At 69.2% G+C, this 24,148-nt stretch carries 25 protein-coding genes; 8 read left to right on the top strand and 17 right to left on the bottom strand.

The window, feature by feature from the left end; translation table 11 throughout:
* Position 1: 1 nt before the first annotated feature.
* From H3H55_RS23440 to H3H55_RS23410, 7 genes are all read right to left on the bottom strand, one after another.
* Complete coding sequence (locus tag H3H55_RS23440; protein ID WP_319022343.1) at positions 2 to 1,588, bottom strand: FadD3 family acyl-CoA ligase; 1,587 nt, start codon at positions 1,586 to 1,588, stop codon at positions 2 to 4.
* 41 nt (positions 1,589 to 1,629) lie between these two features.
* The gene (locus tag H3H55_RS23435; RefSeq protein ID WP_129515030.1) at positions 1,630 to 2,673 is read right to left on the bottom strand and encodes a ferredoxin--NADP reductase; all 1,044 of its coding nucleotides are present in this window, start codon (positions 2,671 to 2,673) and stop codon (positions 1,630 to 1,632) included.
* Positions 2,674 to 2,683: 10 nt separating this feature from the next.
* Positions 2,684 to 2,911, bottom strand: coding sequence for a hypothetical protein (locus H3H55_RS23430; protein WP_193100408.1), 228 nt, complete (start codon positions 2,909 to 2,911; stop codon positions 2,684 to 2,686).
* Between the two features lie 39 nt (positions 2,912 to 2,950).
* Positions 2,951 to 3,469 (bottom strand): flavin reductase family protein, encoded by a 519-nt coding sequence (locus H3H55_RS23425; RefSeq protein ID WP_129515032.1) that lies wholly within the window; start codon positions 3,467 to 3,469, stop codon positions 2,951 to 2,953.
* A complete protein-coding gene (locus H3H55_RS23420) occupies positions 3,466 to 5,226 on the bottom strand; it encodes an FAD-dependent oxidoreductase (RefSeq protein ID WP_193100407.1) in 1,761 nt (586 codons plus the stop codon). The genes H3H55_RS23425 and H3H55_RS23420 overlap by 4 nt, the downstream gene beginning before the upstream one ends.
* A gap of 10 nt (positions 5,227 to 5,236) precedes the next feature.
* Positions 5,237 to 6,430 (bottom strand): acyl-CoA dehydrogenase family protein, encoded by a 1,194-nt coding sequence (locus H3H55_RS23415; RefSeq protein WP_193100406.1) that lies wholly within the window; start codon positions 6,428 to 6,430, stop codon positions 5,237 to 5,239.
* A 171-nt stretch (positions 6,431 to 6,601) separates the two neighbouring features.
* Positions 6,602 to 7,741: an LLM class flavin-dependent oxidoreductase gene (locus H3H55_RS23410; RefSeq protein WP_129515035.1), complete on the bottom strand. Its 1,140-nt coding sequence runs from the start codon at positions 7,739 to 7,741 to the stop codon at positions 6,602 to 6,604.
* 260 nt (positions 7,742 to 8,001) lie between these two features.
* Here H3H55_RS23410 and H3H55_RS23405 point away from each other — a divergent pair, with 260 nt between their 5' ends.
* Positions 8,002 to 8,352, top strand: a complete 351-nt coding sequence (locus H3H55_RS23405; protein WP_129515036.1) for a VOC family protein — start codon at positions 8,002 to 8,004, stop codon at positions 8,350 to 8,352.
* 60 nt (positions 8,353 to 8,412) lie between these two features.
* On the opposite strand, the gene H3H55_RS23400 is transcribed toward H3H55_RS23405, so the two are convergent.
* Positions 8,413 to 9,273, bottom strand: a complete 861-nt coding sequence (locus H3H55_RS23400) for a LysR family transcriptional regulator (protein WP_129515037.1) — start codon at positions 9,271 to 9,273, stop codon at positions 8,413 to 8,415.
* Positions 9,274 to 9,432: 159 nt separating this feature from the next.
* On the opposite strand from H3H55_RS23400, the gene H3H55_RS23395 reads away from it, so the two are divergent.
* Positions 9,433 to 10,821 carry a DHA2 family efflux MFS transporter permease subunit gene (locus H3H55_RS23395; protein WP_193100405.1) on the top strand — a complete coding sequence of 463 codons (1,389 nt, stop codon included), beginning with the start codon at positions 9,433 to 9,435 and terminating at the stop codon, positions 10,819 to 10,821.
* Between the two features lie 9 nt (positions 10,822 to 10,830).
* On the opposite strand, the gene H3H55_RS23390 is transcribed toward H3H55_RS23395, so the two are convergent.
* Positions 10,831 to 11,211: a DUF4377 domain-containing protein gene (locus tag H3H55_RS23390; RefSeq protein WP_129515038.1), complete on the bottom strand. Its 381-nt coding sequence runs from the start codon at positions 11,209 to 11,211 to the stop codon at positions 10,831 to 10,833.
* Positions 11,212 to 11,434: 223 nt separating this feature from the next.
* On the opposite strand from H3H55_RS23390, the gene H3H55_RS23385 reads away from it, so the two are divergent.
* Both H3H55_RS23385 and H3H55_RS23380 read left to right on the top strand, forming a co-directional pair.
* Positions 11,435 to 12,610: a helix-turn-helix transcriptional regulator gene (locus tag H3H55_RS23385; protein WP_193100404.1), complete on the top strand. Its 1,176-nt coding sequence runs from the start codon at positions 11,435 to 11,437 to the stop codon at positions 12,608 to 12,610.
* Positions 12,611 to 12,778: 168 nt separating this feature from the next.
* A complete protein-coding gene (locus H3H55_RS23380; RefSeq protein WP_193100403.1) occupies positions 12,779 to 13,972 on the top strand; it encodes a tyrosine-type recombinase/integrase in 1,194 nt (397 codons plus the stop codon).
* An 81-nt stretch (positions 13,973 to 14,053) separates the two neighbouring features.
* On the opposite strand, the gene H3H55_RS23375 is transcribed toward H3H55_RS23380, so the two are convergent.
* The 8 genes from H3H55_RS23375 to H3H55_RS23340 form a co-directional block, all read right to left on the bottom strand.
* A complete protein-coding gene (locus tag H3H55_RS23375) occupies positions 14,054 to 14,452 on the bottom strand; it encodes a lysozyme inhibitor LprI family protein (RefSeq protein ID WP_193100402.1) in 399 nt (132 codons plus the stop codon).
* 160 nt (positions 14,453 to 14,612) lie between these two features.
* A complete protein-coding gene (locus tag H3H55_RS23370; RefSeq protein WP_129515042.1) occupies positions 14,613 to 14,831 on the bottom strand; it encodes a YXWGXW repeat-containing protein in 219 nt (72 codons plus the stop codon).
* Positions 14,832 to 14,889: 58 nt separating this feature from the next.
* Complete coding sequence (locus H3H55_RS23365; protein WP_413463970.1) at positions 14,890 to 16,047, bottom strand: DUF1501 domain-containing protein; 1,158 nt, start codon at positions 16,045 to 16,047, stop codon at positions 14,890 to 14,892.
* A gap of 2 nt (positions 16,048 to 16,049) precedes the next feature.
* Complete coding sequence (locus H3H55_RS23360) at positions 16,050 to 17,444, bottom strand: DUF1800 domain-containing protein (RefSeq protein ID WP_193100400.1); 1,395 nt, start codon at positions 17,442 to 17,444, stop codon at positions 16,050 to 16,052.
* A 233-nt stretch (positions 17,445 to 17,677) separates the two neighbouring features.
* Positions 17,678 to 18,181: a periplasmic heavy metal sensor gene (locus H3H55_RS23355; protein WP_193100399.1), complete on the bottom strand. Its 504-nt coding sequence runs from the start codon at positions 18,179 to 18,181 to the stop codon at positions 17,678 to 17,680.
* Positions 18,178 to 18,597 carry a hypothetical protein gene (locus H3H55_RS23350; protein ID WP_193100398.1) on the bottom strand — a complete coding sequence of 140 codons (420 nt, stop codon included), beginning with the start codon at positions 18,595 to 18,597 and terminating at the stop codon, positions 18,178 to 18,180. The genes H3H55_RS23355 and H3H55_RS23350 overlap by 4 nt, the downstream gene beginning before the upstream one ends.
* Positions 18,594 to 19,379: an RNA polymerase sigma factor gene (locus H3H55_RS23345; protein ID WP_193100397.1), complete on the bottom strand. Its 786-nt coding sequence runs from the start codon at positions 19,377 to 19,379 to the stop codon at positions 18,594 to 18,596. Before H3H55_RS23345 ends, H3H55_RS23350 begins: the two co-directional genes overlap by 4 nt.
* 226 nt (positions 19,380 to 19,605) lie before the next feature.
* A complete protein-coding gene (locus H3H55_RS23340; RefSeq protein WP_048251049.1) occupies positions 19,606 to 19,905 on the bottom strand; it encodes a YXWGXW repeat-containing protein in 300 nt (99 codons plus the stop codon).
* A gap of 328 nt (positions 19,906 to 20,233) precedes the next feature.
* Here H3H55_RS23340 and H3H55_RS23335 point away from each other — a divergent pair, with 328 nt between their 5' ends.
* The 4 genes from H3H55_RS23335 to H3H55_RS23320 all read left to right on the top strand — a co-directional run bounded on the left by H3H55_RS23335 (position 20,234) and on the right by H3H55_RS23320 (position 24,080).
* Positions 20,234 to 21,919, top strand: coding sequence for a purple acid phosphatase family protein (locus H3H55_RS23335; RefSeq protein WP_193100396.1), 1,686 nt, complete (start codon positions 20,234 to 20,236; stop codon positions 21,917 to 21,919).
* Between the two features lie 98 nt (positions 21,920 to 22,017).
* Positions 22,018 to 22,305: a hypothetical protein gene (locus H3H55_RS23330; RefSeq protein ID WP_193100395.1), complete on the top strand. Its 288-nt coding sequence runs from the start codon at positions 22,018 to 22,020 to the stop codon at positions 22,303 to 22,305.
* A 215-nt stretch (positions 22,306 to 22,520) separates the two neighbouring features.
* On the top strand, positions 22,521 to 23,465 hold the full coding sequence (gene yddG / locus H3H55_RS23325) for an aromatic amino acid DMT transporter YddG (RefSeq protein ID WP_193100394.1): 945 nt from the start codon (positions 22,521 to 22,523) through the stop codon (positions 23,463 to 23,465).
* 186 nt (positions 23,466 to 23,651) lie between these two features.
* Complete coding sequence (locus H3H55_RS23320; RefSeq protein WP_193100393.1) at positions 23,652 to 24,080, top strand: VOC family protein; 429 nt, start codon at positions 23,652 to 23,654, stop codon at positions 24,078 to 24,080.
* Positions 24,081 to 24,148 lie beyond the last annotated feature (68 nt).

The following is a 24,148-nucleotide window of genomic DNA, read 5'->3' as shown; positions in this document are numbered from 1 at the left end:
ATCAGGCCGCCGCTTCGGTCGCCGCGCGCAACCGATACTTCAGCACCTTGCCCGCCGCGCTCGTCGGCAGTTGCTCGACGAACGTGAAAAACCGCGGCACCTTGTAGTTCGCCATGTTGCGGCGCGCCCAGTCGTTCAGTTCGTCGGCGTCGGTATGCGCGCCCGGACGCAGCACGACATACGCGTGCCCGACCTCGCCCAGCCGCGTATCGGGCACGCCGACCAGCGCGACCTGCGCGATCGCCGGATGCGCGGCGAGCAGCCGCTCGATCTCCGCCGGATAGCAGTTGAAGCCGCCGACGATGAACATGTCCTTGATGCGATCGGTGATCTTCAGGTTGCCGTTCGCATCGACGCAGCCGAGATCGCCGGTATGCAGCCAGCCTTCCGCATCGACGGTCTCGCGCGTCGCGTCCGGCTGGTTGAAATAGCCGCGCATCACGTTGTAGCCGCGCACCCAGATCTCGCCGGTCTCGTCCGACCCGAGTGCCGCACCTCCCGGCCCCGCAATACGCAACTCGACATCCGGCATCGGCCGGCCCGACGTATAGGCAACGGTCTCCGCATCGTCGCCGTGACGGCACAGCGTCGCAAAGCCGCACGATTCGGTCAGCCCGTAGCCGGTCAGCACCGTTTCGAAGCCGAGCTCCGCACGCATCCGCTCGATCAGGCTCGGTGCGATCGCCGCCGCGCCCGTCACCGCGATCCGCAGCGACGACAGGTCGCGCGTCGCGCGATCGGGCGCATCGAGCAGCGCGTAGTACAACGTCGGCGGGCCAGGCAGCACCGACACGCGGTCGTCGGCGACGCGCCGCAGCACGTCGGCCGGCTGGAACACGAGATGCGGCAGCACGGTCGCGCCGCTCGACAGCGCGGCGAGCCAGCCGGCCTTGTAGCCGAACGTGTGGAAGAACGGATTGACGATCAGGTAACGATCGTCGTGGCGCACGCCTGCGATCGCCGCCCACGCCTGCGCGGCGCGCAGGTTCTGGCCGTGCGCGGTCATCACGCCCTTCGGGCGGCCCGTCGTGCCGGACGTGAACATCAGGTCCATCACGGTGTCGGGCGTCACCCGCGCCTCGCGTTCGCGCACCGCGGAAAGCAGTACCGCCGCGCCGCGCGCGAGGAACGCGTTCCAGGTCTCGTCGCGCGCGCCTCGCGGCGCATCGCCGTCGAACACGACGACACGCTCGAGCGTCGCGGGCCGGTGCGGCGCGAGCATCTCCGGATAGGATTCGCCGAGGAAGGTGCCGCAGCAGAACAGCAGCCTTGCACCGCCGTCGTGTAGGATGCCGCCGACCTCCATCCCCTTCATCCGCGTATTGACCGGCACGAGGATCGCGCCGACGGTGTGGATCGCGAGTGCCGCGACGATCCATTGCGGCAGGTTCGGCGCCCAGACCGCGATGCGATCGCCGGCTTCGATACCGCTTGCCAGCAGCGCGCGCGCTGCGTCGAGGCGCGCCGCGTCGAGTTCCGCGTAGGTCAGTCGGCCATGCTCCGACTCGATCGCCGGATGCGCGCCGTGGCGCGCGGCAGCCCGCGCGATCAACGCGGGCGTGGTCAGGATTTCATTGTCCATCGTCATAGGCATCAGGGTTGCCGTGCGCGCCGCCGGCGCGGCACGACTCAATCGGGAAACACCACGCGCAGCGCATCGCTCGCGGGCCGCGCGCAACAGGCGAGCGTCCAGCCGGCCGCGATCTCGTCTTCATCGAGCACGTGGTTGCTGTCGAGCGCGACCTCGCCGCGCTCGATCCGGCACATGCACGCGCCGCATTGCCCCATCCGGCAGGAATTCGGCGCCGGCACGCCTGCGCGCAACATCGCGTCGAGCAGCGTTTCGCCGGGCGCGCTGTCGAACGCGAATGCGTCGCCGTCGAGCACCGTCTCGATCGCCGCGCCGTCGCCGGACGCCGCCGTTGCCGCGGCCGACGCCGCGGTATCGGCCTGCGCCGGCGCATCGGGCAGCGACGCGAACCGCTCGACATGCACGCGCGCACGCGGCAGTCCGAGGCCGAGCATCGCGGCCAGCGCGTTCTCCATGAACAGCGCGGGCCCGCAGATGAACGTCTCCTGCTGGCTGAACGGCCGCGCGAGCTCCTCGAGATGGCGCTGCTGCGGGATGCCCTGCACGCTGTCGAGCCAGTGGATCACGCGCACGCGGCCCGGATGGCGCTGCGCGAGCTGCTGCAGCTCATCGCGGAAAATCACCGAGCGCTCGTCGCGGTTCGCATAGATCAGCGTCAGCATCCCGCGCCCGTGCACGAGCGCCGATTTGAGGATCGACAGCACGGGCGTGATGCCGCTGCCGCCCGCGAACAGCAGCAGGTCGCCGTCGAGCGTGCGCGGCGTGAACACGCCGGCCGGCGGCAGCACGTCGAGCGTGTCGCCCGCCTGCACGCGGTCGCACAGCCAGTTCGACGCGCGGCCGTCGCGCACGCGCTTGACGGTGATCTTCGGCGCGGCGTCGATGCCGGGCGCGCTCGACAGCGAATAGCAGCGCGCAACGGTCGCGTCCGCGCACGGCACGTTCAGCGTCAGGAACTGCCCGGGCCGGTACGCAAATGCATCGCGCAAAGCGGCCGGGACGTCGAACACGAACGAACACGCGTCGTCGCTTTCGGAAATCACTTCGGCAACGGTCAGCCGGTGGAAGCGCGAATCGCTCATCGCCGGCTCCTCACGCTGTGCCGGCGGGATGGCGGGCACGTTCGCCGTGGCCGGCTTCGCGACCGGCAACGACCAGCGCCGCGTTCGACGCAAGCGCCGGTGCGACGCACGCGAACGCGTTCAGCACCTGCGCTGCCGCACCGCCGAGCATGCGCACGATCTCGCGCGCGGCCGATGCGCCGGCATCGCGCCGGGCCTCGTCAACGTTCGCGGTGATGCCGTTCAGTCTGCGTGTCATGGTTCGTCTCTTGCGGATGCTGGAAAACCCGTGCGGCCGTCACGCGGCCACGCGGTTCGCGGGTGCGCCGGGTGTCGTGTAGGCGCCGTCGAGATAGACGAGCGGATCGACGTCGCCGCTCATCAGCACCTCGCGGATGCGCCCGATGAACACTGTATGCGTGCCGTATTCGAAGCGGCCGTCCTGCTCGCACACGAAGCTCGCCTGCGAATCGCGCAGGTACGGAACGCCGTCCCGAGACGTATGCCAGTCGCCGGTCGTGAAGCGCGCTTCGCCCTTCAGGCGGCCGCTGCAGTCGATCGCAATGCCTTCGTGGCGCGCCGACAGCACGTTCACGCAGAACGGCGCGCCCGCATCGAGCGGCGGATACAGCGACGCGGTGCGGTTGATGCAGATCAGCAGCGACGGCGGATCGGTCGACAGCGAATCGACCGCCGTCGCGGACATCGAGTAGCGCCGGCCGTCGTGCGCGCTGCTGATGACCGTGACGGAGCGCGCGAGGCGGCGCATCGCGAGCAGCATGTCGGTGCGCAGCGGGTGGGTGGTGAGATCGCTCATGGTCGGACTCCGTCAAGTTCAGTCGTGGATGGCCGGGCTGGCCGGCCGCCGGCGTCGGCCGCCTGTGCGGCCAGGTGGTCGGCGGCGATGAAACCGAAGGTCATCGCCGGGCCGAGCGTCGAGCCCGCGCCGGGGTAGCTCGTGCCCATCATCGATGCGCTGGTGTTGCCGATTGCATAGAGGCCGTCGATCGGCGCGCCGTCGGCGCGCAGCACGCGGGCCAGCGCGTCGGTGACGAGCCCGCCCTTCGTGCCGATGTCGCCCGCGTCGATCCGCACCGCGTAGAACGGCGCCTGGTCGACCGGCCCGAGGCACGGGTTCGGCGTGTTCTGCGGATCGCCGTAGTACGTGTCGAACGCGTTGTCGCCTTTGCCGAACGCTTCGTCGATGCCGGTGACCGCGTAGCGCGCCATGTCGCGCAGCGTGTCGTGCAGGCCGGCCGCGTCGACGCCGATTCGCGCGGCAAGCGCGTCGATCGTGTCGGCCTTCACGAGCACGTCGCGAAACGCTGCGGGAATCCGCGAGTCGGGCATCATCGACGCGGGCATGATCGGCCCGCACGGATACTTGCGGCGAAAACGCGCGTCGAACACCATCCACGCTGGCACGCTCACGCCGGTGCGCGCATGGTCGCGATACATCGCCGGCACGAATTCGGAATACGGCGCGGCCTCGTTGACGAAGCGCTTGCCGAGACGGTTGACGATCACGCAGCCCGGCAGGTTGCGTTCGACGAACAGCGCGCGCTGCTTCTCCTCGCCGGCAACACCGACAGTCGGCGCGCCCCACACGTGTTCCATCAGCGCCAGCGCACCGCCGAGCCGGTGGCCTTCGGCGATCGCGTCGCCGGTGTTCGACGGCGGCGTCGCGCTCCACTGCGCCTGCGTCGGTTGCGGCAGGTAGCGCTCGCGCATCGGCTGGTTGCGCTCGAAGCCACCGGCACCGAGGATCACGCCGCGCCGCGCGGCGATCGTCACCGGTTGCCCGAAGCGCTGCGCGCGCACGCCCGTCACGCGGCCGTCCACGTCGAGCAGGTCGCGCATCGGCGTGTCGAGCCACACGGGCACGTTGCGATCGAGCAGCGCGCGGCGCAGGCCGCCGATCAGTGCGTTGCCGAGCGTCAGGCGCCGGTCGCGCCGCGTGCGGCGGCGCATCCCGAGGTCGAGCCAGTAGCGGCCGAACTGAGCGATCGCGAGCTTCATGAAGCCGGGCCCGCGCGAGAACAGCGTATGCGCTTCCTTCGACGTCACCGCGACACGCCCGCCGATCAGCGTGCCGGGTGACGGCGGCCGCAGCCGGTCGAACTCGTCGCCGAGCAGCCCGCCGTCGAACGGCAGCGGATCGAGCGCGCGATAACCCGGCATCGCACCCGGCACCTTCTGGAAATAGTCCGCGTACTTCGGCAACGACTGGTAGCGCACCGGCGTCTGCGATTCCAGGTAGCGCAGCATCTGCGGCGCCTGGTCGAGATACGCGTCGAGCTTGTCGGGCGTCGACGCGCCAGCCACGCACGCTTCGATGTAGCGGCGCGCGGCCTCGCGCGTATCGGTCACGCCGAGCGCCGCGATATGGTGGTTGCACGGCACCCAGATGCCGCCGCCCGATACGGCCGACGTGCCGCCGTACAGCGCCGTCTTCTCGATCACGACGACGGACAGGCCGCGGTCGGCCGCGCGGCACGCGGCGAGCAGCGCGCCCGCGCCCGAACCGACGACCACCACGTCGAACACGTATTGCTGTGCTTGCGGGTCGCTCATCTCGGCCTCGTCAGATGAAGAAGTCGGTGTTCTCGCGGCCGAGCATCACGGCGCCGAGGTTCTGGCCGAAGCGGTCCACGTTGTTCGCGTAGTGTGCGCGGGCCGCGTGCAGGTCGAGGAAGCGGCGCACCAGCGGATTGCGGTGATAGATGCCGTTGCCGCCCGCGTAGCGCAGCAGCGCGTTCGCGGCCTGCGCGCAGCGCTCGGCGACCTGCGCGGACTGGTAGCGGAAATGCACGCGGCGCTCGATCGACACGGCCGGGCCGCCGGTAACGGATGCCATCAGTTCGGCGAAATTGCGTTTGAGCAGCACCTTCATCTCGTCGATCGCGACGGCCGCGTTCGCGCACGCGTTCTGCGCGCCCGGATCGTCGGTCGTCTTTGCGCCGCTGTTCGCGGACACCCGCGTCGCCGCATAGCCGGTGAAATCGTCGAGCGCGCCCTGCAGCGCGCCGATGCACGACGTGCACACCGCGCGCACGAAGATCTGCGCGAACGGCAGCTTGAACAGCGGCGCATCGTTCACCGCGAGGCCGGGGCTCGTGCCCATCATCCCGTCGATCGCCTTGTGCGTGCGATACGCGGGCACGAACACGTCGTCGACGACGATGTCGTGGCTGCCGGTCGCGCGCAGGCCGAGCACGTCCCAGTCCTGCTGGATCCGGTAGTCGGATTTCGGCAGCAGGAAGGTCCGGTATTCGGGCGGCTGGCCGGCTTCAGCCGGCGGCACCAGCGCGCCGAGGAACACCCATTCGCACAGTTCGCTGCCGCTCGAGAACTTCCAGTGGCCCGACAGGCGGAAACCGTCGTCAACCGGCGTCACGCGGCCGACCGGCATGTAGGTCGACGCGATCAGCGTTGCCGGGTCGTTGCCCCACACATCCTGCTGCGCACGCTCGTCGAACAGCGCGAGCTGCCAGTTGTGCACGCCGACGACGCCGTACACCCACGCGGTCGACATGCAGCCGCGCGCGAGCGCCATCTGGATGTCGAAGAAGGTCTGCGGATCGAGCTCGTAGCCGCCGTAGCGCTTCGGCTGCAGCACCTTGAAGAAGCCGGCGGCCTGCATGTCGGCGATCGTCTCGGCCGGGATGCGGCCCTGCGCTTCCGCCTGCGCGGCACGGCCGGCCAGCGTCGGCGCAAGCGCCTCGGCCCGGGCGATCAGCGTGGCGGCCAGTGCGTTCGTATCGTTGTCGCGATGCACGAATGTCTCCTGTGGAACGGAGCGCGCGCCGCGGCGCCTGCTCCGGTCTCTCTCAAAGTTGTTCGTCGCGGCCCGCGCCGCGAGCGATGGGTCCTGCCGCCGATGGTCGGCGTCGCGCGCCCGCGCCGCATCGTCCGAAGGGACGACGGGCGCGGCGCGGCGCGGCCGGCCTTACGCGCAGGCCCGTTCCTTTTCCTTGTTGAAGAACGGGATCACGTGCTCGCCGATGTTGCGGATCGTCTCCAGCTGCGCTTCATGCGGCACCGTGCCCATCTGGCACAGGAACAGCACTTCGTCGACACCCGCTTCCTGCAGGCGGCCGACGTAGCCGATGCAGTCGTCCACCGTGCCGTACGCGTGGTTCGGGTTCATCATCGCGAGCGCCGGGTCGGCGAAGTTCACGACGACTTCCTCCGACGCGAAGCGCGAGCGGATCACCATCTCGCCGGTGTCGGCCTGCACGAGGTCGTCGCCCCACTTCGCCGGGTCCGGACGCTCGCCGCCCGTGTACCAGTACGCGAGCGATTCCATGAAATAACGCTGGCCGCGGATGCCGATCTTGCGGGCCGCCTGGCCGTCGGCCATCACGACCGTCGGGCACAGCGCCGCGAGGTGCTGGGTCGGGCGGAAACCGACCTGGTCTTCCGGCTTGCGGTTCGCCCACGCTTCGCGGTACACCGCGTTTTTCTTCGCGACTTCGTCCGGGCCGCCGAAACCGAGCACCAGCGCGCCCATCCCGCGCTGGCCGGCACGCAGCAGCGCATCGGTGTTCGTGCACGCGAGGTACATCGGCGGGTGCGGATCCTGGAACGGCTTCGGGTGGATCGGGCGCTTCGGGATCTTGATGTACTTGCCGTCGTGCTCGATCTCGTCCTGCACGAACATCTTCGGCACCAGGTACATCGACTCGTCGATCATCGGCTGCAGTTCGTTGAGGTCGTAACCGAACGCGCCCGCTTCCTGCTGGCTGCCGCCCTTGCCGACACCGAAATGCACGCGGCCGCCCGACAGGATGTCGAGCAGCGCGACGCGCTCGGCGACCTTGATCGGGTGATTCATCGCCGGCGGCAGGCACACGACGCCGTGGCCGAGGCCGATGCGCGTCGTGCGGCCGGCCAGGTACGCAAGGAAGGTTTCCGGCGCGCTCATGTGCGCATAGTTGGTCAGCGACGTGTGCTCCACGCACCAGATCGTGTCGAAGCCGACCTGCTCGGCGAGCAGCGCCTGTTCGACCGTCTCCTTGAACACCCGGTGGTCGCCCTCGCGCGATGCGTCGGTGGTCTGGGCTTCGTAGATGAGGGAAAACTTCATTGCGTGCGTCTCCATGTTTGTTGGACGAGTCGGGGTCGTGCGGCCCGCCCGCACGATACGGACCAATAGCGACGGTCCACGAATGGGAGTGTCGGCGCGCGGGCGGGCGCGGGCATCGTCTGTTTGGAGTAACGGCATGCCTGCGGGGACAGAGGGGTTTCACGGTCATCCGATCGGACTGCGTGAGCGCGCGAACGGCGCGCTAGCATCGAGCGGCGGCGCATTGCACGCCGCCCACATCAAGACAAGGGAGATCCGGGATGAAGGTATCGATGCTGCTGTATCCGGTCGACGACATCGACACGGCGTTGCCGCTGTTCGTCGACGGGCTGGGCCTGAGCGTGAAGTTCCGCGACGGCGACCGCTATTGCGCGCTCGACGGCGGCCCGCTGACGATCGCGCTGGTGGCCGGCGACGAGCAGATCGTCGAGCGCGCGGCGCTCACGCTGCGGGTCGACGAGGACGACGATCTGTATGCGGCGATGGCGCGGGTCGTGAAGGCCGGCGCATCGGTGCGCGTGCCCGTGCAGGCCGGGCCGCACGAATTCCGCGCGGTGCTGGAGGACAAGAATGGCGCGCTGCTGGTGATTTCGCAGAAACGGTCGGCATGACGATGCGCGGCGCGGGCACCGGATGCGCGCGGATCACGCGTGGCAGGTGCGGCAGGCGCGCTACGCGTCCGCGCCCGGTGCGCGCAGGTCGCTGGTTTCCAGCAGTTCGAGCAGCGTGCCGGCCGGCTGGCTGAGCCGCTTCGCGGCCAGCGCGATGAATTCGACGTCGGGCAGCACGGGCAGCCCGTCGCCGTTCACGGGCGGCGCCAGGCCGCGCGCCGACAGATACTGCGAGGTCGCGGTGAGCCCCAGCCCGGCACGCGCGGCCGCAATGCAGCCCGGCTGGCTGCTGCTCGAACACACGACTTCCCAGCCGATCCCCTTTTCCGCGAGCGCATTCAGCACGACCGCGCGCGTGACGCTCGGCTCGGCGACCAGCACGAGCGGCAGCGGCCGCTCCAGATCGACGACGGTGCCGGGCCGCGCGACCCATTCGAGCCGCGCGCGCAACAGCGGCGTGCCGCGCCGCTCGCCGAGCCGCCGCTTGCCGACCATCAGGTCGAGCGCGCCCGCGTCCATCAGTTCGTAGAGCCGGCTCGTCATGCCGGTCGTGATCTCCAGCGCGACGTCGGGGTGCGCGGCGCGGAACGCCGCGAGCACGTCCGGCAGCGCGACGAGCGCGAGATCGTCCGACGCACCGAGCCGCACGCGCCCCTGCAGCCGCGGCTTGCGGAACTGCGATTCCGCGCGGTTCAGCGCCTGCAGGATCACGTTCGCATGCACGAGCAGCGCCTCGCCGTCGGCCGTCATCGCGATCGAATGCGTGTCGCGCACGAACAGCCGCCGGCCGACGCTCTCTTCGAGGCGACGGATGTGTTCGCTGACGCTCGACTGGTTGAGCCCGAGCTGCCGGCCCGCTTCGGTGAAGCTGCGGCAGTTCGTGACGGTCGCGAACGTCTTGAGCCAGACGGGATTGAGCATTCCGCATTGTCATCGGCATAAACGATGACAGTCAATGTCTTCAGGCGGCTTCCCGATGACCATCGGAATCGGTACCATCGAGCGCTTGAAGACCGGCAGGTGCCGCGCGACCGCGCAGCGGCGCCACCCGCGCCGGGCTTTCGCACCACCGATTTCGCCATGTCCCGGGAACCCACTCACTCCGTGCTGCTCTGGATCGTCGCCGCTGCGTTCTTCATGCAGTCGCTCGACACGACGATCGTCAACACCGCGCTGCCTTCGATCGCGCAAAGCCTGCACGCGTCGCCGCTCGCGATGCAGCCCGTCGTGGTCGCCTACACGCTGATGATGGCGATGCTCACGCCGGCGTCCGGCTGGCTCGCCGACCGGTTCGGCACGCGCCGCGTGTTCTCGGTCGCGATCCTCGTGTTCGTGATCGCGTCGATCGGCTGCGCGGCGTCGCATACGCTCGGCCAGCTCATCGTCGCGCGCGCCGTGCAGGGCATCGGCGGCTCGATGCTGCTGCCGATCGGGCGGCTCGCCGTGCTGCGCCGCGTGCCGGGCGAACAGTACGTCGCGGCGATCGCGTTCGTGTCGATCGCCGGCCAGCTCGGCCCGATCGTCGGGCCGACGCTCGGCGGCTGGCTCACGCAGGCGATTTCATGGCATTGGGTGTTCATCGTCAACGTGCCGGTCGGCGTGGTCGGCTACGTCGCCGTGCAGCGCTACCTGCCGCACGACCAGGCCAAGCAGCCGCCGCCGTTCGACTTCGTCGGCTGCGCGCTGTTGTCGGTCGCGATGATCGCGCTGTCGCTCGCGATCGACCCGCCGATGTCCGCGCACCGCGCCGCCTGGGCGGCCGGGCTCGCGGTGCTCGGGCTGGCGAGCGCGCTGGCGTACCTGCCGCACGCGCGGCGACGCGCGCAGCCGCTGTTCCGGCTCGGCCTGTTCCGCGAGCCGAACTTCGGTTCGGGGCTGCTCGGCAACCTGCTGTGCCGGATCGGCACGAGTTCGGTGCCGTTCATGCTGCCGCTGCTGATGCAGGTGCAACTCGGCTATACGCCGCTGCAGTCGGGGCTGATGATGCTGCCGGCCGCGATCGCGGGCGTCATCGCGAAACGCTGGATCGCGCCGCTCGTGAAGCGCTTCGGCTACGCGACGTTTCTCGTCGTGAATACGGGGATCGTCGGTTGCGCGATCGCGGGGTTCGCGCTGGTGTCGGCGCGGCCCGCGCCGGTGCTGGAGATCGTGCTGCTGATCGTGTTCGGCACCGCGAACTCGATGCAGTTCGCGGCGATGAACGGCGTGACGCTCAAGGGGCTGTCGCATGCCGACGCCGGCAGCGGCAACAGCCTGTTCACGATGATGCAGATGCTGGCGATGGGGCTCGGCGTGTCGATCGGCGGCGGCCTCGTCAACCTGTTCGCCGCCTATTGGGGCTCGATGGCACACGGGTTCATGCTGTCGTTCGCGTGCATGGGCGTGGTCACGCTGCTGTCGTCCGTCGTGTTCCGGCGGATCGATACGGCCGCGCCGCCGCGTGCGGTGGCGTCGCGGCCGTCCGTGTGAGCGCGGCCGTCAGTTCGCCTGGCGGCGCTCGACGACGCGCTTGAGCACCCAGCGGATCGACGAGCCGTCGGCCGGCGGCTGCGCGACGTGGTACTCGTCGATTTCGAGCGTGTACAGGTAACCGGGCTGGTATGCGAAGCCTTCGATGCCCGCGTACCACAGGCTCCACGGCTCGCTCGGGCTGCTGCGCACCTGCAGGCATTCCATCGGCGCGACGCCCGTGCAGCGCGCGGATTGCGGCGCGACATAGACGGTCTTGGTCACCGGCCGGCCGTCGGCCGGGCGGGCCGCGTTCGGCGCCGTGACGGCCGCGTCGGTCTGGCACCCGGCGAGGAGCGTGCTGCCGGCAATGACGGCGGCGCCGAGCAGCGTTCTGGATTGGCGAATCATCTGATGTTCCTCTGGGAGCGTTAGAGGGCCGATTAGACGGCCCGCGCGTCGAGAAAGTTCACAAATAGCTTACAGAAGCGAATCACCCCCCTCATTCGTGCGATGTGGCGCGCACGCCGACACGTTACCGTGTTCTGGTTCAGCCGCGCGCCTCGCCGCCGGCGGTCCGCACGTGCACGCCGGGCGCCTTGCGACCGGGCGGCCGCAACAGGAGACAACCCGAATGACCACGGCGCCCGCGGCCCTTCCGCCGCACCTTGCCCAATCGAAACTGACGCTCGAGCAATTCGACGCGCTGCTCACGAGAATCTACGAGGGTCCGCTGGAAGACGTGCCGTGGGGCGGCGCGCTGGAGCAGATCCGCGCACACCTGCATGCGAACTACGTGACGATGATCCTGCGCTGGCCCGCCAGCGGCCATGCGGGGCTGATGATCAACGCGTCCGACCACAGTGCGCCGCTGCCGGGTGTCGCGTCGTACAACAACTACTATTACGCGCTCGATCCGTTCGTGAACCTGCCGACCGATCGCGTCGTCACCGTCGACGAGCTGCTCGGCGTCGGCGTCTGGCGCAACAGCGCGATGTATGCCGAGTTCCTGAAACCGCTCGACGTCGGTTATCTGATGGGCGCCGACCTGCGCACGCATGACGGCGTCGAATGCCGTTTCCGCGTGTGCCGCTCGCATCGCGGCGCCGCGTTCTCCGCGACCGACAAGGCCGCCTGCAACGCGCTGCTGCCGCATCTGAAGCGCGCGGTGCGGCTGCACGCGAAGTTCGGGATGGTCGAATCCGAGCGCACGCTGTATGCGAGCACGATCGACCGCATGCTCGTCGGCACCGCGATTCTCGACGAGCGCGGCGCGATCATGAAGACCAATTCCGTCGCGGACGAGATCTTCGCCGAATGCGACGGCCTGCGCGTGCGCGGCGGCGCACTCGAAGCGTCGTATCCGCTGGAGGATCGCAAGCTGCAGAAGCTGATCCGCCAGGTGCTCGCGGAACGCGCGGGCGGCGTGCCGTCGGTCGTGCAGGCGATCGCGGTGCCGCGCCCGTCCGGCAAGCCGCGGCTCGGCGTGCTGATCCGCGCGGTGCCGTTGAGCGAATGGTCGGAGGACAATCCGCGCCGGCCGGCGTGCGCGGTATTCATCCGCGATGCCGAACGCAAGTCGCAGGCGTCGCACGACATCGTGCGCAAACTGTTCGACCTCACGCCGGCCGAAACCGCGCTGGCGCTCGCGCTCGTCAACGGGCAGACGCTCGAGGAAGCGGCCGACGAACTCGCGATCAGCAAGAACACCGCGCGCTCGCATTTGCGCGCGATTTTTTCGAAGACGGGGGTGACGCGGCAGGCGACGCTCGTGCGGACGTTGTTGAACAGCGTGCTGTCGCTGGGGTGACGCGTTCGCGCCGTGCGATACGTGCGTCGCGCGGTCATGCTGCCGGTCTGGCTAGCGTCATTCACCGCGTGACGATCGTGTACCATCGGCGCTTCCCGATACGCTTCGTCGCGCTGCGTTCGTCCGCTTGACCACGCCCGCGCGGCACGCACCGCGCTCCCTCTCCGCATGACCTCACCCGTTCCGTCCGACGCCGCGCTGCACCCGCTGCCGATCGATACGCTGACCGTGCCGGCCGCGCTCGACGGACGCGCGGGCACCAACCGCTCGAGCAGCGCGCATCCGCAGATCGCCGCGACCAACGACCTCGACGCCGTGCGCGCATGGCTCGCGCGCTTCGTCGATACGCCGACCACGTTCCAGAACTACCGCAAGGAAGCCGAGCGCCTGCTGCTGTGGGCCGTGATCGCATGCGGCAAGCCGCTGTCGTCGCTCACGCACGAGGATCTCGTCGTCTACCGGCAGTTCCTGCTCGCGCCCGCGCCGGCCGACTTGTGGTGCGCGAACGGCGGCCGCAAGCATCCGCGCGACGATCCGCGCTGGCGGCCGTTCTACGGGCCGCTGTCGGCGGCCAGCCAGCGGCAGGCGCTGGTGATCCTCAACGTGATGTTCTCGTGGCTCGTGCAGGCCGGCTATCTGGCCGGCAATCCGCTCGCGTTGTCGCGGCAGCGCCAACGTCGGCCCGCGCCGCGCGTCACGCGCCATCTCGGGCAACCGCTGTGGCAGTCGGTCAAGGACGCGATCGCCGCGATGCCGCGCGACGACGCGCGTGCGTGCTTCCATGCCGATCGCGCGCGCTGGCTGTTCACGCTGCTGTATCTCGGCGGGCTGCGCATCACCGAAGCGGCCGACACGACGATGGGCCAGTTCTTCTGCCGGCGCGACGCGAACGGGCACGATCGCTGGTGGCTCGACGTGACGGGCAAAGGCGGCCGGCAGCGGCTCGTGCCGGCCACCGACGAGATGATGGCCGAGCTGTCGCGCTACCGGCGCGCGCACGGCCTGCCCGCGCTGCCGTCCGACGGCGAGCCCACGCCGCTCGTGCTGCCGGTCGGCCAGGCGCGCAAGCCGCTCACGCGTGCGGCGCTGCACCGGATCGTCAAGCAGGTGTTCCAGCACGCGGCCGACCGGCTGCGCGCGAACGGCGCGGCCGGCGACGCACAGGCGCGCGTGCTCGAACAGGCGTCCGCGCACTGGCTGCGCCACAGTGCGGGCTCGCATATGGCCGACGGCCGCGTCGACCTGCGGCTCGTGCGCGACAACCTCGGCCACGCATCGCTCACGACGACGAGCCAGTACCTGCACGCGGACGACGACTGGCGCCATCGCGAGACGGAGGAGAAGCACCGGATCGGGTGGTAGGTAGCAGACGCTCCGCGTGCTGCGCGCGAATGCGTGTCGCCGATGTCGATGTCGACGCCGGCCCGTGTTTCGTCCCGGTGCTCAGTGAACGAGTTCGAGTCCGCCAAGACCACCGTTGCTGCGGCACTTCGCGCGATCGCTTTCCACCGGCACGTCGATCTGGCCGCACAACGCGTCGATGCGCTTGCGGTAACTGTCGATCAGGCACTGCGTCGTCGTGCAGCGGTTACGCGCCTTCAGCCACACCTTCTGGCTCGCGACGAACTGGTGATATTCGGGCGGATCCTCGACCGGATAATTCGCGAAATCGTCCACGACGTGCTTGTAATCCGCGTTGAGCGCATCGTCGAGACGCGACAACGCCGGATTGCCGCAGATTTCGCGCTCCACGAACGTGGACGCCTTCGCGCAGTCGAACGACGCGGCCTGCGCGCCGGTCATGCCGGCCGCGACGGCCAGTGCAACAAGCCATGCCTTCATGTGAGTGCCGTAGAAAAAACGGCGGCCGCGCATCGGCTCGCCGTGACGGACGAACAGGAACGCCCGCCGTCGGAATCCGGAAGCTTAGGCCAATGCGCATCGCGGTTCAATACACCGCCCCGCTTCCCGGCACCCGCGCCGCGCGGCACGTCACGCCCGATCAGTACACGGCCACCCAATGCCCGGGCACCCATGCCCAGTGATTGCCGGCCCAGCGGTAGTGCCCCTTTGCCCAGCGATAACCGGGTGCCGGCGGTGGCGGCGGCACCTCGGCGACGGGCGCCGGCTGCGGCGGCCGCACGGGTTCGACCACGCATGCGGACATCAGCGCGGCACTCACGCTCACCAGTACGGCAAGCGAAACGGATCGGAACTTCATCTTCGATTCTCCCTGTTGTGTAATCGGTCGGCGGAGACGAACGCGGCAACGCACCGCGTTACGCAACCCCGCGGATCAGGCCGGTCATCGGCCGCGTCTCGCCGCTTTCCGCGAACAGTGCGGACGCGGTGCGGCGGGGATCGAGCCGCAGGCTTTCGGCGGCCGCCCCCGAGATCAGCGCATCGAGCGACGCGGTCGGTTTCAGGTCGCGCCCTTCGTACAGGTCGCCGGGCCGCAGCCCCGGCCAGTCGGCGATCACGCGACCGCCCGCGACCGCGCCGCCCGCGAGCATCGCGACCGACGCCTGCCCGTGATCGGTGCCGCCCGTGCCGTTCGCCGCGGCCGTGCGGCCGAACTCGGTCGCAACCAGCACCGTGGTGTGCTGCCACGCGGGCCCGAGGCCATCGCGCAGCGCGGCGAGCATCGTGTCGAGCGCTTTCAACTGATTCGCGAGGCGCGCGTTCTGCGCGCTGTGCGTGTCCCAGCCGCCCGTCTCGATCATCGCGATCCGCGGGCCGTCGTCGCGCGCGAGGAAGGTCGCCGCGAGCTTGCCGACGCCTGCCGGATCCTGCCGCGCGTGCGCATCGCCGGCGAGGCCGCGTGCGTCCATCGCCGACTGCCACAGCGGGCCGAGCTGCGTGTCGGCCTCGTAGAGCGCCGACACGCGCGCGAGCAGGTCGTCCGGCGCGGCCGGCAAACCGGACGGCGCATACGACGCGGCATGCACGGTGCCGCGCAACGCGAGCGGCACGGTCGGCGCGAACGCGATCGCGCTTTCGCGCGTCGCCGGCAGCAGCGCGGCAAGCCGGTTCAGCCAGCCGTCCTTCACCTGGTACGGTGCGCGGCCGCCCGTCTCGAGCACGTTCTGGCCGTCGAAGTGCGACCTGTCGCGATACGGCGACGCGATCGCGTGGACGAACAGCGCCTGCCCGTCGCGGTACAACTGCGCGGTCTGCGCGAGCGACGGATGCAGCGCGAACGTGCCGTCGAGCCGCGTCGCAGCCGATGTATCGATCGCGAGTGCACCGCGCAGCGACGCATACGCCGGTTCCGCATACGGGACGACGATGTTCAGGCCGTCGGCCGCGCCGCGCTGGATCACGAACACGAAGCGCCGGTCGGTCTCGACGTTCGCGAACACGATCCGCGGCGCGACGAGGATCGCGCCTGCGCCGGCGGCGGCGACGCTGAGGAATTGTCGGCGGGACAGTGCCATGTTCATCTCCGTTGAAAATCGGGCGATACGAGCAGCAGCGCGAGCGACGTGGTGGCGCTTTCGGCGCGCGACAACGCGGTCGCGGTCGGCGCGCTCATCGAACCGGCCAGCAGCGTGTTGCCCAGCGTGCGCGGATCGAGCCGGTCGCCGGTACGTGCCGCCAGGCGCTGCGCGATCTCGACGCGCCGCACGAGCGCATCGGGTGCGGCCCAGCTCGCGGCGACGTCGTCGTAGCCGGCCGGCGAACCCGGCCGCCACACCGGCTGGCCGAGCTGCGTGAGCAACGGCGCGGCTTTCAGTTCGCCGGTGTCGCGCCAGCCGAGCCCGCGCAGCGACGACACGGCCCACTCCCACGGCGTCTTGAACTTGCGGTTGACCGGCGCCCATGCTTCCGGCGCATCGACGAGCGCGCGATAGACGGTCGGCAGGTCGCCGCCGCTCGCATCGAACGCGCGGGCGAGCCGGTCGGTCAGCGCGGGCGGCGGATTGTCGGCGACGAAATGACGGGCCAGCTGGAATGCGATGTGCCGGCCCGTTGCCTGCGAATGCGCGAGGTCGTGCAGGATCGCGCGCGCCTGCGCTTCTCCCGGCTGGTCGTAGGTGCGCCCCATCACCGTGCGCGTGCCCGGCTCGTGCAGCTTCGGGCGGAACACGAACGCGCCGGGCGCGGCATCGCCCGGCTGCGGCCCATTCCCGCCGGCGATGCTCCAGCCGGTCAGCGCGCGCGCGAATTCCGTCACGTCGGCTTGCGTGTAGCCCGTGCGCACGCCGAGCGTGTGCAGCTCCATGATTTCGCGCGCGAGGTTCTCGTTGAGCCCGCGTTTCGCGGACGGATTGCGTGCTTGCGCGCGCATCGCGGCCGGGCTGTCGGGGCCGACCGAGCGCGCCTGGTCGAGGAAGATCTGCATCGCGGGATGCTGTTCGACGGCGACGAGCATGTCCTCGAAGCGGCCGAGCACGTGCGGGCGGATCGCGTCGCGTTCGAACGCGCCCGCGTACGCGGCGACCTGCCCCTTGTCGACCGATACCGCGAAATGGTTCGCCCAGAAATGCACGAGATGCTCGACGAACGGCGCAGGCGCGTTCAGCGCGCTGTTCAGTCGCGCGGCGACGGCGCTGCGATACGCGTCGTAGCCGTCGCGGCGGATCGATTGCGCGGTCGCGTGTTTCGCGGCCGCGTCGTCGCCCGTCATCGTGTTGCGCGCGTTCGCGAAGCGCGTCGCGAGCGCCACTGCGTCGGGCTCGCCGGCCCACGCGGCAGGCCGCGCGTCGTAACGGTCGAATTGCGCGACCAGCGCCGCCTTCGGGTCGGCAGGCGGTGCTTCGTCGGCCCGCGCGCCGAGACCGAAGCGGTTCAGCGCGATGGCGGCCGGCGTGATGTCGTTCGGGTGGTCCATGACGGGCTCTCTTGCGGTGCGTACCCACGTTTAACGCGGGGGCGCCGGGAAATCCGTCGCGGGGATGGCAAATATTTTTGGGGTATCAGAGAGGCGCGAGGGAGATAGTGCATAGCAGCGCGGGGTACGTCATCGCCACGCCATGCGCGACGCACTGCGTTCGGCGCACGCATTGCACGTGGCCGATGGCAAGTGCGAGCGACACGCATGCCGCGTGTCGCTCCGCCCAACGCTTACTGGCTCGCCGGCGCGTCCGGTTTCTTCTGCAACTTCGGCGGCAAACGCCAGTTGCCGCTGCGCTGCAACCCGTCGACGAACTTCGCGCGCTCCTCGGGCGTCAGCGTCGCCGCGAAATCGACGACGCTGCGCTCGACCTGCGCACGCAGCGCGGTATCGGCCGCGCGCGTACGGTCGAGCGCGGCGTCGATCGCCGCGCGATCGAGTTGCGGCGCGGCGAGCAAGTCCAGCACGGTGATCCGGCCGTCGCGCCCTTCCCGTGCGAAATCGCGGCCGCTCTTGCGCGCGGCCTTCAGCGCATCGGCAAACTCGCGCTGTCGCGCATCGGGCAACTCGTCCGCCGCGAAACGCAATGCGGTCCGTTGCGCGGGCGCACCCGCCGCATGCAGGTTGCCATGCGTCGAAAACCACTGATACGCGCCACCGCCGATCGCGCCGAGCATGAACACGTTCAGCACGACCGAGCCGACGAGGATGAATTTCCAGCTGCGTTCACTCATTCCTCGCTCCAGTCGACGCTCGGGCCGCCGAAGGTCGTCGTCAGATAGCCCGGTTCATGCAGCGACGACGGCACGCTGCCGAGCATCAGCATCGACACGGCCACCGCGCCCGCCAATGCGCCGGCCAGGCCGACGCCCGCGAACGCGGCACCCGACCACCACACGGCGCCGCGCCGACGTGCGCGTTGCGGCGCGGGCGCCGACGCGACGATGCGCTCGACGAGCGCCGGCGTGGGCGGTGCGATCAGGTCGTTCGACAGCCATGCATCGAGGTCGGCGGCATCGTCCAGTGCCAGCAGTGCTTCGCGCGGGTTCGCGTGCGCCCACGCCTCGGCGGCCGCGCGCTCGCCGCTCGGCCAGCGCCGCGCGTCCGAGCCGTATGCGGCGACGATGGTACGAAATCGTTCGGGTGTCATCGCTTGTCCTCGCTAGGTGTGTCGCCGGCCAACTGCGCGCGCAGGTTGCGCCTCGCGCGCGCGAGCAGGCTTTCCAGCGCATCGACGGTGATGCCCATCAGGTTGGCCGCTTCCACATTCGACATTTCCTGATAGTACTGGAGCACGAGTGCTTCCCGCTGCCGGGACGGCAACGCGGCGAGCGCCTGCCGCACGCGCGCATCGCGCGAACGCAGTTCCGCATACGCTGCCGGCTCCGGTTGCGGGTCCGGCACGTCGGGCATCGTATCGACGGGCTCCTCGCGCCGGCCGCGCAACCGGTCGTAGCACAGGTTCAGCACGACACGATGCAGCCACGTATCGAAGCGCGCCTCGCCTTCGCGCCAGCGCGGCGCCTGGTTCCAGATTCGCAAGAACGTCTCCTGCGCGACGTCCTCGGCTTCGTTCCGGTCGCCGAGCATGCGCGTCGCCAATGCGAGCAGCCGCGGCAGCTTGCGCGCGACGAGCACGCGCACCGCCGACGAATCGCGCGCGCCGACGCGCGCGACGAGTTCCGCGTCCGGATCGCGGTCGCCGCGATCGCTCAACGCAGCCTGCTCCGCAGCGCGGCGCGCGTGCGCCGCCACGTGCCGGCAGGTGTGCCCGCCGCCCGGCTGAAGCTCATCGTCGTGCTCTCCTTGCATGCGTCGGGCCATCACCGGACGGCGCCACGCCGACTGTTCGGCGACGCCGCGCGTTTCGCGCCCGGCCTCGCACACGGCGTCGGCCATGTCCGTTTCATCGACATCCGGTTCGAGCGGCATCTCGATCCTGTCGGCCGGCCGCGTGACCGGCGGCGGGCGTGCTCAATATACGACGACCGGCGCGGGCCGGTAATACGCCGGACGCGCCGGCACCACGACGCAGCCGGCCAGCACGATGGCTACCGCCGCCAGTATCACGATGGTTCGAAAAGGCATGGCATCGACTCATGACGTTGCGTGAAGGATCCGCCGCGCCGGCACCGCGTGCCGCGCGACGGCGTACACGTCAGGCCCAGTGGCCCGGCACCCAGCGCCAGGCCGGGCCGCGCGCGGCCCAGTGCCCGGGCACCCAGTGGTAACCGACGCGCACCACTTGCCAGTGCCCCGGAATCCACACGTAGCGGCCCTGCTGCCAGTGCCAGTGGCCCTGGTCCCACACGTAGCCCGCGCGCGGCGCCGGCATCACTTCGACACGCGGCGCCGGCGGCGCGTAAGGCGCGACGATGACGGCCTGCGCGAATGTCGCGGACGCCGCCAGCGCGGCCACGCATGCTGCGGCAAACCGCAATGGAACAGAAAGTTTCATGAAAGACTCCGAAGTAACGGGCATCGGCCGGAAGCGGCCGTTCATGCGTTAAACGGCACGGGCGAAAAAAATCCGTCGCGGTATCGGCAAAAAATTTCGGCCGGAGCGAATGCGCGTCGGAGCGGGCTGGAAGCCGCGACTTGTCGGCGCGTTCAGGCCCAGCCGCTCACGCCGGGTTGCCGTGCTGTCACAACCCGGCAAAACTGCCCTTCGACAATGCGTGACACCGGGATCCCGCTCGCTTCCGGCCCACGCCCCGGCCGTGCTCGCGCTTTCGCACGATCTGGCGGTTCCACATCTCGCGTCCTCATCAACGAAAATTACGACCATGTCGAACCAGGACAATCTCCCCGCCCAGCCGAACGAGCCGGCCGCGTCCGTGTCACGTCGCGGCTTCCTGAAACTCGCCGGCGTATCCGGCCTCGCCACCGCCGCGGGCGGCCTCGCGGCCGCCAGGGCCGCCGCGTCGAATCCGGACGGCACGCCCGAACAGGTCCACCTGACGTGGGGCAACGACCCCACGTCCGAGGTCGTGATCTCGTGGGCATCGCTCGCGCCGGCCGTCAATCCGCGCGCGCGCATCGTCGCCGACGGCGAGCCGCCGCGCACCGTGCACGGCGTCCAGCGCCTGTATACGGACGGCCTGAACGGCGAGACCGTGTTCGCCTACCACGCACGCGTGCACGGGCTGAAGCCGAATACGCACTACCGCTACGAGATCACGGCCGACAACGACAGCAACGCCGCGCAGCCGTTCTCCGCGAATTTTTCGACCGCGCCGCGCGGCCGCGCGCCGTTCCGCTTCACGAGCTACGGCGATCTCGCGACGCCGAACGGCGCGTGGGTGCTGTCGTCGCCGCAAAGCCGCTTCGCGGTGCAGGCCGTCGAGCAGTTCCAGCCGCTGTTCCACCTGCTGAACGGCGACCTCTGCTACGCGAACCTGAACCCCGCGCACCAGCCCGAGGTGTGGCGCGACTTCGGCAACAACAACCAGACGTCGGCCGCGAATCGTCCGTGGATGCCGTGCCCGGGCAATCACGAGATCGAATTCAACAACGGCCCGCAGGGGCTCGACTCGTATCTCGCGCGCTATACGCTGCCGGAGAACGGCACGCGCTTCCCGGGCCGCTGGTACAGCTTCCGCGTGAGCTCGGTGCTGTTCGTGTCGCTCGACGCCGACGACGTCGTGTACCAGGATGCCGCCGCGTTCGTCGGCGGCCCCGCCCCGCTCGTGCCGGCCGCGAGCACGGGCCGCCCGCCGATCGAACCGGGCACGTCGTTCTACGTGCGCGGCTACAGCAATGGCGAGCAGACGCGCTGGCTCGAACACACGCTGCGTCATGCGGCGCATGACGACGACATCGACTGGATCGTCGTGCAGATGCACCAGGACGCGCTCAGTTCGTCGAAGACGGGCAACGGTTCCGACAAAGGCATCCGCGAGGCTTGGCTGCCGCTGTTCGACCGCTACGGCGTCGACCTCGTGCTGTGCGGCCACGATCACGACTACGAGCGCAGCTACCCGGTGCGCGGCTGCAATCACCGCGCGGGCGTCGACGCGTCGACCGGCGAAGTGGTCGAGACGCTGCAGCCGCGTCCGGTCGGATCGAACGACCCGGACCGCACGAAGTTCGACACGAGCCACGGCACGATCCACCTGATCCTCGGCGGCGGCGGCACCAGCGCGCCGCTCGACGTGTACGGCGAGAATCCGGCGACCGGCTTTGCGCGGGCCAAGGTGTTCACGAAGCCGAACCGGCCGGTGCCGGGCACGGCGCCGAACACGTTCGTGCGCCAGCCGGCCGATGCGCTCGAGGATGCGATCTGGTCCGCGCGCCGCGATACGGGCACCGGGTACGGGATCGCCGTGTTCGACCACGACCCGGGCAAACCGGGCGGGCACACGACGATCACGATGCGCTACTACCATGCGCCGGGCGCCGACCAGCACCCGACCGCGGATTACGAGCTGTTCGAAACGATCGAGCTGAGCAAGAAGCGTCACGAGCGCTGATCGGGCAGGCGCCCGCTGCGGCGGGCGCCGGTTGCATCGGCATCGACGGATAGAGATGCCGTCGGGCAGGTTAGACTGCCCGCCTCGCACACCGGCCCATGCAGATGAGTTTCGAATACCGCATCCACACCCTTCCGTCGGCCGACGCATTCGATGCCATCGCGCGTGCGTTGCGGCAAGCGCACGGCGATATCGACATCGATCCCGACCGACGCCAACTTGAACTTCGTGACGACACCGGCGGCTGGCCGCTGATCGGCCTGTCGGCCGACGAAGACGGTTTCTTCCTGGTCACGACGCTCGGCCCGACACGGAACGCGATGCTCGACTCGATCGGACGCGCGTTGTCGGCAATCGGCGCGGCATGGCGCATCGACGACGCATGACCGGCTGCCCCGTTTCACCGACTCGCCTGAAGCAGCCGCACGCGCGGCGTCGTCTCTCCATCAACGCCCGCCATTCGTCCCTCTCGGCTCGCCCCCTTTAAACTACGCATCTCCGGGCACAACAGCCACGTTGAATTGCCGTCCGCGATCGCTGCACACGCGAGCGGAACCGAATCATCCAATCCCGAATTTGAATGTCGAAACAAGCAGGAAGCATGAAACGCAGGAATAAGGCAACGCTCGTCGGGCTCGGCGCGGTGTTGTTGTGGGCCTCGGTGGTCGCCCTCGTTCGCGGGGTGAGCGAAAGTCTCGGTGCGACCGGCGGCGCTGCGATGATCTACACGGTGGCGTCGGTACTTCTGCTGTTCACGATCGGCTTTCCCGACCTGAGCCGATTCCCGAAAAAATACCTGCTCTGGGGCGGGCTGCTGTTCGTTTCATACGAGCTGTGCCTGGCGCTGTCGATCGGGTATGCGAGCAACGGCCGGCAAGCGATCGAAGTCGCGATGGTCAACTATCTGTGGCCGAGCTTCACGCTGGTCGCAGCCATCCTGTTCAACAAGCAGCGCGCCAACCTGCTGGTCGTGCCCGGTGTGCTGCTGTCGATGCTCGGCATCTTCCGGGTGCTCGGCGGCGACCAGGGTCTCGATCCGGCCGGCATGCTGAACAACGTCGCGGACAATCCGCTGAGCTACGGCCTCGCGTTCTTCGGTGCGCTGATCTGGGCCGGCTATTGCACGGTGACGGCGCGCATTGCCGACGGCAAGAACGGCGTCACGCCGTTCTTCATGGCGGTCGCCGCGATGCTCTGGATCAAATTCGCGATCGAAGGCGGCGGCGGCATGACGTTCAGCCTTCACGCGGTCGTGTATGTCGTGCTGGCGGCATCGGCGCTGGGATTCGGCTACGCGGCATGGAACACCGGCATCATGCACGGCAACGTGACGATCATCGTCGGCGCGTCGTACCTGACGCCGGTGCTCGCCGCCGCACTCGCCGCGACGCTGCTGCATGCGCCGCTGTCGATCGGATTCTGGCAAGGCGCGTTGATGGTGTGCGGCGGGTCGATCCTCTGCTGGCTCTCGACACGCAGCCGACGCAGTGAAAAAACAGCGCCCGTCCCGGTCGGGAAGGATGCCGAGGGCAACTGCCACGGGTGACAAAGTCGCTCGTGGCGCGCTCGCCAGCGTCGCGTCGGGATGCTAGATTGGCGTCGCGACTTGTCCGGTTTCCGGTTGGACGAGCAAACGCGGTGGATTCGGATTCATGCAGCGCATCCGCTGGTTTACTGCGTCAAATATCGGTATGAACAAACGCTACTCATCCCCCACGTCGAAGGCCACCCCATGATCGACCACGTCTACCTCTCCGTCACCGACATCGACAAGTCACTGGCTTTCTACGCTGAAGCGTTGAAGCCGCTCGGCTGGCGCCTGTTCGGCAACTACGACTCGTCGTCGGGCCCCGCGGGCGTCCCCGATCTTTACGGCATCGGCGACGACATGTACGGCAACGGAACGGCGGTCGGATCGAGCATCTGGCTGCGTCGACGCAATCCCGGCGAGACCGGGCTGTACCTCGGGATCGTCTGCGACAGCAACGAACTGGTCGACGCCGCCTATGCGGCTGCCATCAAAGCCGGCGGCACCGACGAGGGAAAACCGGCCGATCGCACCTACTTCGCGCCCGGCTACTACGCCGCCAACGTCGCGGACTTCGACGGTAACCGTCTCGAGTTCGTCCATAAGGCATGGAATCCCAAGCGACGCGTATAACGAGCGCAACGCCCGTTCCGCCGCGTAGCGGGAGTCCGCCAAACCTGTTGCGCGGCGGCAAGCATCGA

This window comes from Burkholderia sp. Z1 (assembly GCF_014893795.1).
In the GTDB taxonomy this organism is placed as follows: domain Bacteria; phylum Pseudomonadota; class Gammaproteobacteria; order Burkholderiales; family Burkholderiaceae; genus Burkholderia; species Burkholderia theae.
Note: the sequence above shows the minus strand (reverse complement) of the source record. Positions and strands in the feature narration are given on the sequence as shown.